Source organism: Thiomonas sp. FB-6 (assembly GCF_000377645.1).
Lineage (GTDB): Bacteria > Pseudomonadota > Gammaproteobacteria > Burkholderiales > Burkholderiaceae_C > Thiomonas_A.
Window position 1 is genome coordinate 1 of sequence record NZ_KB898498.1, and the last position, 13,717, is coordinate 13,717.

11 protein-coding genes and 1 tRNA gene are annotated in these 13,717 nt (G+C 72.3%); 9 read left to right on the forward strand and 3 right to left on the reverse strand.

Translation table 11 applies throughout. From position 1 onward, the window contains the following. Positions 1 to 277: 277 nt before the first annotated feature. The 3 genes from D466_RS24085 to D466_RS0115585 all read right to left on the reverse strand — a co-directional run bounded on the left by D466_RS24085 (position 278) and on the right by D466_RS0115585 (position 3,905). On the reverse strand, positions 278 to 1,180 hold the full coding sequence (locus D466_RS24085; protein WP_018914637.1) for a biotin/lipoyl-binding protein: 903 nt from the start codon (positions 1,178 to 1,180) through the stop codon (positions 278 to 280). Further along, positions 1,181 to 3,166, reverse strand: a complete 1,986-nt coding sequence (locus D466_RS0115580) for a type I secretion system permease/ATPase (RefSeq protein ID WP_018914638.1) — start codon at positions 3,164 to 3,166, stop codon at positions 1,181 to 1,183. 662 nt (positions 3,167 to 3,828) lie between these two features. Continuing rightward, positions 3,829 to 3,905, reverse strand: a tRNA-Arg gene (locus tag D466_RS0115585). A 128-nt stretch (positions 3,906 to 4,033) separates the two neighbouring features. On the opposite strand from D466_RS0115585, the gene D466_RS0115590 reads away from it, so the two are divergent. From D466_RS0115590 to D466_RS0115630, 9 genes are all read left to right on the forward strand, one after another. Next, positions 4,034 to 5,524, forward strand: a complete 1,491-nt coding sequence (locus D466_RS0115590) for a lipid II flippase MurJ (RefSeq protein ID WP_018914639.1) — start codon at positions 4,034 to 4,036, stop codon at positions 5,522 to 5,524. A 2-nt stretch (positions 5,525 to 5,526) separates the two neighbouring features. After that, positions 5,527 to 6,354, forward strand: a complete 828-nt coding sequence (locus D466_RS0115595; protein ID WP_018914640.1) for an aldolase/citrate lyase family protein — start codon at positions 5,527 to 5,529, stop codon at positions 6,352 to 6,354. Next, positions 6,354 to 6,911, forward strand: coding sequence for a sugar transferase (locus D466_RS0115600; RefSeq protein WP_018914641.1), 558 nt, complete (start codon positions 6,354 to 6,356; stop codon positions 6,909 to 6,911). The genes D466_RS0115595 and D466_RS0115600 overlap by 1 nt, the downstream gene beginning before the upstream one ends. 98 nt (positions 6,912 to 7,009) lie before the next feature. Next, the gene (asnB, locus tag D466_RS0115605) at positions 7,010 to 8,815 is read left to right on the forward strand and encodes an asparagine synthase (glutamine-hydrolyzing) (RefSeq protein ID WP_018914642.1); all 1,806 of its coding nucleotides are present in this window, start codon (positions 7,010 to 7,012) and stop codon (positions 8,813 to 8,815) included. Beyond that, entirely contained in the window at positions 8,812 to 10,077 is a 1,266-nt protein-coding gene (locus tag D466_RS0115610) for a UDP-N-acetylglucosamine 2-epimerase (RefSeq protein WP_018914643.1), read from the forward strand. Before asnB ends, D466_RS0115610 begins: the two co-directional genes overlap by 4 nt. Next, on the forward strand, positions 10,074 to 10,781 hold the full coding sequence (locus tag D466_RS0115615) for a cytidylyltransferase domain-containing protein (protein WP_018914644.1): 708 nt from the start codon (positions 10,074 to 10,076) through the stop codon (positions 10,779 to 10,781). The genes D466_RS0115610 and D466_RS0115615 overlap by 4 nt, the downstream gene beginning before the upstream one ends. Further along, the gene (gene neuB, locus D466_RS0115620) at positions 10,778 to 11,878 is read left to right on the forward strand and encodes an N-acetylneuraminate synthase (protein ID WP_018914645.1); all 1,101 of its coding nucleotides are present in this window, start codon (positions 10,778 to 10,780) and stop codon (positions 11,876 to 11,878) included. Before D466_RS0115615 ends, neuB begins: the two co-directional genes overlap by 4 nt. Continuing rightward, entirely contained in the window at positions 11,871 to 13,016 is a 1,146-nt protein-coding gene (neuC, locus tag D466_RS0115625; protein ID WP_026285347.1) for a UDP-N-acetylglucosamine 2-epimerase, read from the forward strand. The genes neuB and neuC overlap by 8 nt, the downstream gene beginning before the upstream one ends. A gap of 8 nt (positions 13,017 to 13,024) precedes the next feature. Beyond that, positions 13,025 to 13,708: a NeuD/PglB/VioB family sugar acetyltransferase gene (locus tag D466_RS0115630; RefSeq protein ID WP_231385748.1), complete on the forward strand. Its 684-nt coding sequence runs from the start codon at positions 13,025 to 13,027 to the stop codon at positions 13,706 to 13,708. Positions 13,709 to 13,717: the final 9 nt, after the last annotated feature.

The following is a 13,717-nucleotide window of genomic DNA, read 5'->3' on the forward strand; positions in this document are numbered from 1 at the left end:
ATCGTCGAGACCGGCAACGAGTCGATCCGCTTCATGCGCTCCAGTGCCGACGCCAGGACGCGGATCAAGAGCCGGGAACAGGCTCGCAAGGCGCCAGCACAGACCACCTAAGACACCGAGGGGGAAGCCGTTCCGGGCTACGCCCTCCACGGCTTCCCCCTCGATCAAACCGACCACCAGGAGATCACCGACCCAGGCCACGACCTACACTTATCCACCGCCGGACATCATCAGACCGGCTCCCATCCCTGGCTCACTATTGGGTCGGCACGGTGGCTCAGAATTGCATCGGCGCACACACCTGGCGGAACTGCGCGCTGGTGGCGGCAATGTCGCGCTGCTGCTGAACGATGGCCGCCTGCAGCGCCAGCGCGTTGCTGCGCTGAGTCGCGAGGTCTCCAGCCTGGTTGATGCTGTCCTGCTGCTTTTGCAGGTAGTCCTGGCGGGCGACGTAGTTCCCCTGGACCAGTTGGGCGTAGGAGGCCGCCACCTCGGCCGCCAGCGGCGCGGTCTGGCTCAGCTTGGCCACGTCCTGCTGGGTGGCCTCCAGTTGATCTCGGCGGTGCAGCAGCTCGGCTTGCTGGGAAGCCAGCTTGTCCTGCAGCGCGGCGTACTGCGCATCGGCGAGGTGCTGGCTCGCTTCCTGGTCCGTTGGAGCTGCGCCGGAGACGGTCTGGACCTTGGGCGCACGGTCGTTCGCTTGTGCCTGCAGCAGCGCCTGCGCCCGGGCGGCATTGAGCTGCGCCTGCGCCAGCGCCGATTGCGCCTTCGCACGGTCGGCCTGCGCCTGCGTGGGGTCGAGCTCCAGCACGGGCTGGCCCTGCCGCACCCACTGCCCGTCGCGCACCAGGATCGCGCGCACGATGCCGGTATCCATCGGCTGCACCACCTTCACCTCGCCCGTGGGCACCAGCTTGCCCTGCGCCACCGTCACCACGTTGAGCTTGCCCACGAGCGACCAGATCACGACGAGCACGGCGAACAGCACGATCAGGCGCGCCGCCCACTTCGGGGCCGGGTGCACGGGGGTCTCGGCCAGCTCCAGGTGCGCGGGCAGGAAGGCCAGTTCATGGTCGGTACGCTGGGGACCAGCCAGCTCGTGGCGCAGCCGCCAGGAGGCTCGCCCGATCTGGGCGTAGCGCTGCAGCAGATCGCGCAGGGCTTGGAGCCTGGGCTGCACTCAGGCCACCTGCATGCGGACCATGCCCGCGTAGTAGCCGTCGCGCTCGACCAGGTCGGCGTGCGAGCCCATCTCGACGATGCGCCCCTTGTCCATCGCCACGATGCGCTCGGCGATGCGCACGGCGGAGAGCCGGTGGGCGATGATGATCACGGTGCGCCCGCGGCAGATGGCGCGCATGTTGTCCTGGATGATGCGCTCGGACTCGTAGTCCAGCGCACTGGTGGCCTCGTCGAAGATCAGGATGCGTGGGTTGCTCACCAGCGCACGGGCGATGGCGATGCGCTGGCGCTGCCCGCCCGAGAGATTGGCCCCGTGCTCGCCCACCAGGGTGTCGTAGCCCTCGGGCAGCTCGCTAATGAACTCGTGGGCGCCGGCGAGCCTGGCGGCGTGCATGACGGCGTCCAGGCCGATGGCCGGCTGGCTGAGGGCGATGTTGTCGCGGATGCTGCGGTTGAACAGCAGGTTCTCCTGCAGCACCACGCCCACCTGCCGGCGCAGCCACGCGGGCTCGGCCAGCGCCAGGTCGACGTCGTCGATGCGCAGCCTGCCGCTTTCGGGCAGGTACAGGCGCTGCAGCAACTTGGTCAGGGTGCTCTTGCCCGAGCCCGAGCGCCCGACGATGCCCACCACCTCCCCGGGGGCCAACTCCAGCTCGATGCCCTGCAGCACCAGCGGGCCGTCGGGGGTGTAGCGGAAGTGGATGTTCTCGAAGCGAATGTGGCCTTGCACCTGGGGCAGCGCCTGGCGGCTTTGGCTGAGTTCGGTGCGGGTGTTGAGGATGTCCCCCAGGCGCTGCATGGAGATGCCCACCTGCTGGAAGTCCTGCCAGAGTTGGGCCAGGCGCAGCACGGGGCCGGAGACGCGCCCGGCCAACATGTTGAAGGCCACCAGCTCGCCCACCGACAGCTTGTGGGTGATCACCAGCTGCGCCCCCCACCAGAGAATCCCCACGTTGACCAGCTTGCCGATGAGCTGAATGAGCTGCTGGCCGACGTTGGCCAGGGTGGTCACCCGGAAGCCCGCGCTGACGTAGCTGGCCAGCTGCTTGTCCCAGTGCTGGGTGAACTGCGGCTCCACCGCCATGGACTTGACCGTCTCCATGCCCGAGACGGTCTCCACCAGGAAGGACTGGTTGTCCGCGCCACGCGCAAACTTGTCGTTCAGTCGCTGGCGCAGCGGCGGCACCAGCAGCGCCGAGACGGCCACGTACAGCGGCAGGGAGAGTGCCACCAGCAGCGTGAGCTTGAGGCTGTACAGCAGCATCACCCCCAGGAACACGCCGGAGAACAGCACGTCGATGGCCGCGGTCAGCGTCTGCCCGGTGAGGAAGCTGCGGATGTGCTCGAGCTCGCGCACCCGCGCCACCGTGTCGCCCACGCGTCTTGCGCCGAAGTAGCCCAGGGGCAAGGCCAGCAGGTGGCGGAACAGCCTGGCGCCCAGCTCCACGTCGATGCGGTTGGTGGTGTGGGAGAACACGTAGGTGCGCAGTCCCGTAAGCGCCACCTCGAACAGCGAGCTCACGAGATAGGCCACGCCGACGACCTCCAGCGTGGAGCGCGCGTCGTTGACCAGCACCTTGTCCACCACCACCTGGAAGAACAGCGGTGTGAGCAGCGCGAACAGCTGCAGCACCAGCGAGACGCCGAACACCTCCAGCAGCAGCTTGCGGTACTTGACCACCGCGGGGATGAACCAGGAGAAGTCGAAGCGCGACAGATCCCCGGCCAGCGAGGCGCGCGAGGCGAACAGGATGGCGTGCCCGTCCCAGCGCGTGGCCAGCTGCTCGCGGCTGAGGATCTCGTTGCGCCCGCTCGCCGGGTCGAAGATCAGCGCCTTGGCCGCGTCCACCCGGGCCAGCACGAAATGGTGGCCGTCGGATGCCAGCGCCAGGCAGGGCAGCGGCGTGTGCTCCAGGCGCTCGGGGCGCAAGCGCACGGTGCGGGCCTTCAGGCCCAGCGCCTTGGCGCCCAGCAGCAGTTCCACCTCCTGCAGCGCGCCTTGCGGGCGCGCGAGCTGATGGCGCAGCGCCTGCGCGCGGCCGGCAGGTTGTGAAACTGGGCGATCAGCACCAGGCAGGCCAGGCCCGCGTCAAGCTCCGCGGGGCTGGGCGAGCCGTGTGGCTGCTGCGCGGGTTCCGTCTCCGGGACCACGGGCAGCGCGCGTCAGGGCTGGATCTGGGAGTTCGGAACTGCGAAGGGGCGCTCTCGCTCGGGCGTGACGCAGGCGAGATGGCGCTTTCGTGGCGCTGCGTGGTCCATGGCTTTCATGTTCCCCTCCCCCTTCCCGGCTCATCGAGCGAAGTGGTTGTCGCCCAAAGCCATCGCGATTGCGCGATTGATGGGAACAACGGTTTCGATCAATCTAACCGGATTTCGGGACAGGAGTGCGCATTGTCGCAGGGTGTTGCATCTGCGTACACTCCAGAGGGGTATGCCCACGGGGGCATCTCTTTGCATGTCCGGATCTGCGCCAAAGGATGCTCTGCGCCATGAGCATGGCGCCTGGACCGCGAATCGACACCCTGCGCCCAGGACGCTCTCGGGGGAAACTGTCCCATAGCGTCGCCGCCACGGGGCGCTGTGGGACAGTGCCCAAAAAAAAGGCACTGACGATTTCTCGTAAGTGCCTGATTCTCTTAAGCAATTTGGTGCGCCCGGCAGGATTCGAACCCACGACCCCTTGGTTCGTAGCCAAGTACTCTATCCAACTGAGCTACGGGCGCAGCGAAAGAGGAAGTATACACGGGAATTTTGGCGCTTGAAAAGTCCCCCGTGCGGGCGCGTTGTGCCGTCCGAGCTTGCGGGCTGCCGGCGATCCGGGGAGCAGGCGGGCAGGCGACAATGCGCCCCCATGTCCCTCGCGCGCGCCTTTTCCCTGAGCCTGTTGCTGCTGGCGGCCAGCCGCGTGCTGGGGGTGCTGCGCGACGCGGTGGTGGCCACACACTTCGGGCTCAGCGGCCATGCGGACGCGGCGCTGGTGGCGCTTTCCTACCCCGATTTCACCATTTCGCTGCTGTGGGGCGCCGCGGTGCCGGCGGTGATGGTGCCGCGCATGGCGGGGCGCCCTCCGGCGGAGATCGCCGCCGAGGCGGCGCGCTGGTCGCGCCTGGCGCTGGCCGCCTTCGCGGCCGCCGGCCTGGCCAGCTGGCTGCTGCGACAACCCCTGCTGCAGCTGCTGGCGCCGGGCCTGCGCGGCGCCGATGCGCTGCTGGCCGCGCGCACCCTGGGCCTGGGCGCGCTGGTGGCGCTACCCGCCGGGGCCGTGACCATGGTGGGCGCGGCGGCGCTGCAGTCGCAGGGACGCCTGCAATGGCAATACGCGGGCAACGTGGTGTTCAACCTGGCGCTGATCGCCGGCCTGCTGCTGGCCGCGCGCCTGCAGTCCTTCGGCTGGGTGGCCGCCGGCATCGCGGCGGCCTCGCTGGCCCGCCTGGCGATGATGCGCGGCGTGGTGCGGCAACTGGGGCCCGCGCCCGCGGGCAGTGCGCGCTGGCCCGAGCGCGCGGGCCTGCACGCCGCCCTGCTGGCGCTGGCGGCTTCGGGCCTGACCGTGCTGTACACGCTGGCGGCGCGCAGCTTCGCCTCCAGCACCGGCGCCGGCCAGCTGGGCGTGTTCCAGTACGCGCAACGCGTCGGGGAGTTGCCGCTGCACACGGTGTTCGCCGTGGCCGCGGCGCTGGCGCTGGCCCGCCTGTCGGCGGCGGAGGCCGCCGGAGACCGCGCCGGCGCGCTGGAACGCGGCCGCCAATGGATGCGCTCCATGTTGCGCGTGGCGCTGGTGCTGGGCGCCTGCGGCATGCTGGCGGCGCCGCTGGCGGTGCGCCTGGTGTTCGGCTGGGGCCGCATGGACCCGGCGGGCCAGGCCGAGCTGGTGCGCTCGATGCGCTGGATTCTCGCCTTGATGCCGCTGCAGGCGGCGCAACTCGTGCTGGCGGCGCGCCTGAACAGCCACCGCCGCATCGCCGACCAGGTGCTGGGCTACGGCTGCGGCCTGCTGGCCCTGTTCGCGCTGGGCGCGCTGCTGCCGCCGGTGTGGTGGCGCGCGCTGGCCGCCTACGGCGCAGCCTACCTGGTGGCCGCCGGTGTGTTGTGGCTGCGCCTGGCCCGACGCACCACCGACGCCGAGACCGCCAATGCGCGGCTGCTGGCGCTGACCACGCCAGCGCTTGCGGCGCTGGCGTGGCTGCTGGCCGCCTGGCCCGCCGCCTCGTGGGGGCCGATGCTGCTGCAGGCGCTGCTGGCCCTGGCGGCCCTGGGCGGCGGTGCCTGGTTCCTGCTGCGCCATGACGCGATAGGGGAAATCATGGGGCGCGCGCTGGCCCGCCGTTACACTCGCTCGTGACCATGGACTGGATCCAGATCACCAATGTTCCGGAGTTCGCCGCCTTCGCCGTCGAGTGCGGCGTGGCGCGCATCATGGTCGATCTCGAGCGCATCGGCAAGCAAGAGCGCCAGGGCGGCCTGGGCACCTTCATTTCCGACCACCGCCCGGAAGACGTGGCCGCGGTGCGTGCCGCCGTGCCGCGCGCGCACCTGCTGGTGCGCATCAACCCCTGGCATGCGCAAAGCGCGGCCGAGGTGGAGCACGCGGTTCGCCACGGCGCCGACAGCGTCATGTTGCCCATGTTCGAACAGCCCCGGGCCCTGCAGGAATGCGCACGCGCGCTGGCCGGGCGGGCCCGCCTGGTGGCGCTGCTGGAAACCCGTGGCGCCCTCGACAGCCTGGACGCCTGGGCGGGAACCGAGGGGCTGGACGAGATCTACGTAGGACTCAACGACCTGCACCGCCAGCTGGGCTGCCGCTTCATGTTCGAACCGCTGGCCGACGGCACGGTGGAGCGCGTGGCGCGCACCGCGCAGGCGCACGGGCGGGGCTTCGGCTTCGGCGGCATCGCGCGCCTGGACGAAGGCCTGCTTCCCGGGCGCGTGGTGCTGGCCGAACACCTGCGCCTGGGCTCGGGCAGCGTGATCCTGTCGCGCACCTTCAACCGCGAGATGATCGAATTCCCCGACAGCGACTGGCGCAGCGTGTACCGCGAGCAGCTCGGGCGCCTGCGGCATTGCGAATCGGTGCTGCGCGCGCGCAGCCCCGAGGAAATCGAGAGCGACCGCCTGCTGGCCCGCGACCTGATCCGCAAGGCTTCGCTGGCGCTGGGCACCCCGGGCTCCTGATGCTCAAGCGGGGTTTCGACCTGCTGCTGGCGGCGCTGGCCCTGCTGCTGCTGGCCTTGCCCATGCTCGCCGTGGCGCTGGCCGTGTGGTTGGACAGCGGGCGTCCGGTGCTGTTCGGCCAGGCCCGCGTGGGCCGCGGCGGGCGGCTGTTCCGGCTGTACAAGTTCCGCTCCATGGTGGTGGACGCCGAGGCGCGGGGGCCGCAGCGCACGGCCAGCGGCGACCCGCGCATCACTCGTGTGGGGCGCTGGCTGCGGCGCAGCAGCCTGGACGAACTGCCCCAGTTGTTCAACGTGCTGCGCGGCGACATGAGCCTGGTGGGACCGCGCCCTGACGTGCCGGCGCAGCAGGCGGACTACCGCGCCGAGGACTGGGCCCTGCGCTGCAGCGTGCGCCCGGGCATCACCGGGCTGGCGCAGGCGCTGTACCGCTCGCGCGCCACGCCGGCGCAGCGCCTGCAGGCCGACCTGGATTACGCGCGCCGCCCCGACCTGGCGCGCGACCTGCGCATCATGGCGCTGACCCTGCTGCAGCTGCTGCGCAGGAGCGGCAACTAATCCCCCAGCGGAGGCCGGGTTTACGGGCCGAAGCGCCCGACGCCGCCCGGTGGGGCGCGGCTGCGACGACAATAGGGGTTTTGCGCCCTTCTCGACCCATGTGCGGCATCTACGGCTATTTCGACCGCGCCGGCGGTGAACTCGACGCGCGCGCGCTGCAGGCCATGGACGCCTCGCTGCGCCACCGCGGGCCCGACGACTCGGGCATCTGGTGCATGCCCGGCGCCGCGGTGGGCAACCGCCGGCTGTCCATCATCGACATCGCCGGCGGGCACCAGCCCTTCGTGTCCGACGACGGCCGCATCGCCCTGGTGCAGAACGGGGAGATCTTCAACCACGTCGAACTGCGCCGCGAACTGCAGCGCGAGGGTGTGCGTTTCGCCAGCGACCACAGCGACACCGAGGTGCTGCTGCGCCTGTACGAGCGCGAGGGGCTGGACTTCCTGCCTCGCCTGAACGGCATGTTCGCCCTGGCCGTGCTCGACCGGCGCGACCCCGAGCGTCCCTGCCTGCACCTGGCGCGCGACCGCATCGGCGTCAAGCCGCTGTACCTGCACGACGACGGCACGCGCCTGCTGTTCGGCTCGGAGATCAAGGCGCTGCTGGGCGCCTTGCCGTCGCGCCCGCGGCTGGATCTGCCGGCGCTGCAGCACTACCTGGCCTTCAACTACGTGCCGCCTCCGTGGACCCTGTTCTCGGGCGTGCGCCACCTGGAGCCGGGCTGCGTGCTCAGCGTGGACGCGCGCGGCGCGCGCCAGCGGCGCTGGTGGAACCTGGCCGAGCAGCAACAGGCCCCGCAGGAATTCGGCGCATGGCAGGAACAGTTCCTGGGCCTGCTCGACGATGCCGTGCGCCTGCGCATGCGCGCGGACGTGCCCTTCGGCGCCTTCCTGTCGGGAGGCGTGGATTCCAGCACGGTGGTGGCCCTGATGGCCCGGCACCTGCGCGAGCCGGTGCGCAGTTTCTGCATCGGCTTCGACGATCCCCGCTTCGACGAATCGCCCTACGCGCGCGACGCCGCGCGGCGCTTCGGCACCCTGCATCGCGAGCGCATCGTGCAGCCGGACCTGCTCGACGCCTGGCCGGGCGTGCTGTGGCACTGCGACCAGCCGCACGGCGACGCCTCCTTCCTGCCCACGCTGGAAGTGGCGCGACTGGCCGCGCAGGAAGTCAAGGTCGTTCTCACGGGCGACGGCGGCGACGAACTGTTCGCCGGCTACGACAAATACGCGGCGCTGCTGGCCGACCCGGCGCTGCAGGGCCTCGACGACGAGGCCTTCGCCCACCGGTTGGTCGAAGGCACGGGGCTGTTCGGCGCGCAGGCCCGCTCGCAGCTGCTGCAGCCCTGGCTGCAGCAGCGCCTGCGTGACGTGGACAGCGTGCGCGACGTGGCCCTGCCGTGGCTGCGCCAGGCGGGGCACTTCGACCGCGTCAACCAGATGCTCTACCTGGACATGATGCTGCTGCTGCCGGGCAACAACCTGGTCAAGCCCGACCGCATGGGCATGGCGGTCTCGCTGGAGGCGCGCACGCCCTTCCTGGACTGGCGCATGATGGAGCTGGCCTTCCGCAGCCCGGGCACGACCAAGCTGGTGGACGGCGACAAGAAGCACTGGTTCAAGCGCGCGGTGCAACCCCTGATCGGCGAGGAACTGGCGATGCGGCGCAAGCAGATGTTCACCGTGCCGGTCGGCGAATGGTTCCGCGGCCCGCGCAAGGCCTGGCTGCACGATCTGCTGTTCGCCGAGGACGCACTGGCCGCGCGCCTGTTCCAGCCGGCGCGCCTGCGCCAGCTGTTCGAGCAGCATGTGGACGGCAGCGCCAACCACACGCGCGAACTGCGCGCGCTGGCGGCGCTGGAGATCTGGGCGCGGCGCTTCCAGCCGGAGCTGGACCCGGCATGAACGAGTCCAGGCGCCTGCTCGCGGTGGCCTACGGCGGCGGCCACGTGGCCATGCTGCTGCCGGTGCTGGGCGAACTGCGGCGCCGACATCCGCGGTGGAACATCCAGTTGCTGGCGCTGACCACCGCGCGCCGCGCGGCGCAGGCGGCGGGCTGGGACTGCCTGGGCTACGAGTCCCTGCTGCCGCTGCTGGATGCGCAGGAGCGCGAACAGGCGCTGCGCCTGGGGCAGGAATTGCAGGCCGGCAACAGCCATCCGGACGTCGCGACTTCGGAGACCCTGGCCTACCTGGGAATCAACGCCTGGTCGCTGCGCGGCCAGCTCGGCGAGCAGGAGGCGGCGCGGCGCCTGGCCGAGCGCGGGCGCCATGCCTTCCACCCGCAGCTTTTTTTCGAGCGGGTGCTGCGCGCCTTGCGGCCGGATCTGCTGCTGAGCACGAATTCGCCACGCAGCGAGCAGGCCGCGCTGGAGGCCGCGCAGGCGCTGGGCATCCCCAGCCTGGCGGTGCTGGACCTGTTCGCGCAGCCCGGCGACCCCTTCGCGGCGCGCAGCCAGCGGCCGGACCGCGTCTGCGTGCTGGCCGACGCGGTGCGCGACAACCTGCTGGCGGCGGGCTGGGAGGCGCAGCGCATCGCGGTCACCGGCAACCCCGCCTTCGACGCGCTGCACGAGCCCGCCGCGCGCGAGCAGGCTCGCGAAATGCGCCGGCGCTGGGCGCAGCACTGGGGCCGCGAGCCGGGCCGGCTGGTGCTGCTGGCCACGCAACCCGAGGCGCAGGCCCACCCCGCCTCGCCATGGCCGGCGGGCGACGCGCTGGCGCTGGCCATGGAAGCCAGCGCCCGCGCCTGGGTCGAGCAGCGGCCCACGGCCTCGCTGGTGGTGCGCCACCACCCCAACCACTGGCACCGCGCGCAACGCGCGCCGGATACGGCGCAGGTGCATTTCAGCGTGCCGGCGGACGAAGCCATCGAGCCGCTGGTGCTGGCGGCCGACGCCGTGGTGGTGCAGACCACCACGGTGGGCCTGCAGGCCGCGGTGGCGGGGCGCCCGGTGCTGTCGCTGCGCTGCTCGCCGGGCGCGCTGCGCGGCCTGGACTACGCCGCCCTCGGCGTGGCGCGCGGCGTGGCGGACCTGGACGAACTGCCCGCGGCGCTGGACCAGACCCTGGCCCGCCCGCCGGCCCCGACCCGCTGGGCGCGGCCCGCCGCCGCCGCGCCGGCGGTGGCCGATCAAGCCGAAGCCCTGCTGCAACGAGCCCCATGAAGACCATCGCCACCATCTGCGCCCGCGGCGGCAGCAAGGGCCTGCCGGGCAAGAACATCCGGCCCTTTCGCGGGCGCCCGCTGATCGCGCACAGCATCGCCTTCGCGCTGGAGCACCCGGGGATCGACGCCGTGTGCGTGTCCACCGACGACGAGCGCATCGCCGCGGCGGCGCGCGCGGCCGGCGCCGAGGTTCCCTACCTGCGCCCGCCCGAACTGGCGCGCGACGACAGCCCCAAGCTGCCGGTGATCGAGCACCTGCTCGACTTCCTGGAGCGCGGGCAGGGGCGGCGCTACGAGCGCATCGTGGACCTGCAACCCACCTCGCCGTTGCGCATCCCGCAGGACCTCGACGCCTGCCTGCGGCGCGCCGCAGAGCCCGACGAGCCCGGCCTGGTGGTGACGGCCTACGACAGCGGCTTCAACCCCTACTTCAACCTTGTCGAGCTGCAGGGCGACGGCAGCGTGCTGGTGTGCAAGGGCGGCGGGCTGGCCACGCGCCAGGCCGCGCCGCCGGTGTGGGCGCTCAACGGCTCCATCTACGTCTGGCGCCGCGCCGCGCTGGCGCACGCGGCGCGCCACGGCATGTGGAGCGTGCGAGTGGCGGCTCATATCATGCCCCCATCGCGCTCGGTGGACATCGACACCGCCGAGGATTTCGCGGCGGCCGAGCGTGCCGCATCCGAAGGATCCCCGACACCATGAACCGGCCCCACGTGTTCGTCATCGCCGAAGCCGGGGTCAACCACAACGGCCGCCTGGACCTGGCGCTGGGCCTGGTGGACGCCGCCGCCGCGGCCGGCGCCGACGCCGTCAAGTTCCAGACCTTCCGTGCCGAGGACCTGGTGACCCCGGGCGCCGCAACCGCCAGCTACCAGAGGCAGCAGACCGGCCACACCGACCAGCTGGCCATGCTGCGCGCGCTGGAGCTGAGCCACGAGCAGTTCCAGACCATCGCGGCGCGCTGCCGCGAGCGCGGCATCGAGTTCATGTCCACGCCCTTCTCCGAGCAGGCGGTGGACCAGTTGGTGGATCTCGGCGTGCGGCGCCTCAAACTGCCCTCGGGCGAGATCACCAACCGCCCGCTGCTGCAGAAGGCGGCGCGCGCGCGCCTGCCGCTGCTGGTGTCCACCGGCATGGCCACGCTGGAGGAGGTGCGCGACGCGACGGAATGGGTGCGCGAGATCTGGCTGCGCGGCAGCGCCCCGAGCGCGGCGCCGCCGGTGGCCGCGCCGCTGGTGCTGCTGCATTGCACCTCGGCCTACCCGGCCCCCGACGAGGCGCTGAACCTGCTGGCGCTGCGCCAGCTCGGCGAGGCCTGCGGCATGCCGGTGGGCTACTCGGACCACAGCCTGGGCAACACCGCGGCGCTGGCCGCGGCGGCGCTGGGGGCGGTGGTGATCGAGAAGCACATCACCCTGGACCGCCGCCTGCCCGGGCCCGACCACGCGGCCTCCAGCGAGGCGGCCGAGTTCGCCGCGCTGGTGCGCGAACTGCGCCGCCTGCAGGACATGCTGGGCGACGGCATCAAGGCCCCGCGGCAGCAGGAGCTGGAGGTGCGCGAGGTGGCGCGGCGCAGCGTGGTGCTGGCCTGCGCGCTGCGTGCCGGCAGCGAACTGGCGCTCGAGCACCTGCAACTGAGGCGCCCGGGCCACGGCATCGCCCCGCGCGAGCTCGACGCGCTGATCGGGCGCCGCCTGCGGCGCGACGTCGCCGCCGGGCAGCTGCTGGCCTGGGAGGACCTGCACGCCGTGCGCGAGGACCCGGACGGCGCCGACGACGACGCCGACGCCCATGGCTGAGCCTCGGCGCATCGTCTATCTCAGCGGCACGCGGGCGGATTTCGGGCTGATGCGCGCCTGCCTGGAGCGCATCGCCGCGCATCCGGGCCTGGATCTGCGCCTGGCGGTCACCGGCATGCACCTGCTGCCGGAGTTCGGGCATACGCTGCAGGAAATCGAGGCCAGCGGCCTGCGCGTGGCCGCGCGCATTCCCAGCGACGTGGGCGCGCGCGACGGCGCCGGCATGGCGCGCGCGGTGGCGCAGACCCTGCTGGGCATGACGGCCGAGCTGCAGCGCGAGCCCTGCGACGCGCTGCTGCTGCTGGGCGACCGCGGCGAGATGCTGGCCGGGGCCACGGCGGCGCTGCATCTGGGCATCCCCGTGGTGCACCTGCACGGCGGCGAGCGCTCGGGCACGGTGGACGAGCCCATGCGCCACGCCGTCTCCAAGCTCGCCACCTACCATTTCGCGGCCACCGCCGAGTCGCGCGAGCGCCTGCTCGCGATGGGCGAGGAGCCCGGGCGCGTGTTCGTGGTCGGCGCGCCGGGGCTGGACGACATCGCCCGCCACGCGCTGGCGCCGCGCGAACAGACCCTGCGCGCACTGGGCATCGAGCCTGCGCGGCAATTCGTGCTGGTCGTGTTCCATCCGGTGGTGCAGCAGGCCGCGCAGGCGGCCGGGCAGACCCGCGAACTCCTTGCCGGGCTGCGCGACGCCGGCGCCGGGCGCGACTTCGACGTGCTCTGGCTGGCGCCGAACGCCGACGCCGGCTCGGCGCAGATCGAATCCGCGCTGCAGGCGTGCGGCGCCGGCTGGCATCGGCTCACCCACCTGCCGCGCTCGCGCTACCTGGACGCGCTGGGCCACGCGCGGGCGCTGGCGGGCAATTCCTCCTCCGGCATCATCGAGGCGGCGAGCTTCGGCACCCCCGTGCTCGACGTGGGGCGACGCCAGCACCTGCGCGAGCGCAACGCCGGCGTGCTGCACGTGGAACCGCGCTCCGGCGAGATCACCGCGGCGCTGCAGGGTCTGCTCGGCTCCCCGCGCCCGTCCGCGCATAATGTGTACGGCGACGGCCATGCCGGCGAGCGCATCGCGCGACTGCTCGCCGACATCGATCTGCACCCGGGCCTGCTGAACAAGACCCTGGCCTACTGAAACGCGCCGTGACTGCCTCCTCCCCTTCCCTCGTGGCCCCGCCGGGCGCTCCCGCGCTGGTGGTGTTCGGTGCCGGCGGTCATGCTCGCGTGGCGGCCGATGCCGCGCTGGCCAGCGGCGCCTGGAGCGCGGTGCTGGTCAGCGACCGGCGCGAGGATCTGTGGGGCAGCCAGCTGCTGCCCGGCCTGCGCGTGCTGGCGCCGCGCGCGCTGCGCGATCTGCCGCTTCCCTGGGGCCTGCACGTGGCCATCGGCGACAACGCAGCGCGCCGGCGCGAAGCCCGCGCGCTGCTGCTCGACGAAGCCCGCGCGGCCTTCCTCGCCAGCGTGGTGCATCCGCTGGCCGCGCTGGCGCCCAGCGCGCGCGTCGGCCCCGGCTGCCTGCTCGCCGCGCATTGCGTGGTGGGACCGCTGGCGGATCTGGGCGAAGGCGTGATCGTCAACCACACGGCGGTGATCGACCACGACTGCGGGGTCGGCCCCTGGACCCACGTGGCGCCGGGCGCGCGCCTGGGTGGCGGCGTGCGCGTCGGCGAGGCCGCGTTGCTGGGCTCCGGAAGCACCGTGCTGCCGGGCCTGCGCGTAGGCGCCGGCAGCGTGCTGGGCGCCGGGGCGGTGGCGCTGCGCGACCTGCCCGACGCCGTCTGCTGGGCCGGCGTGCCGGCACGCGCCATCCGCCGCGCCCCCGCCTGAGTCCACCGC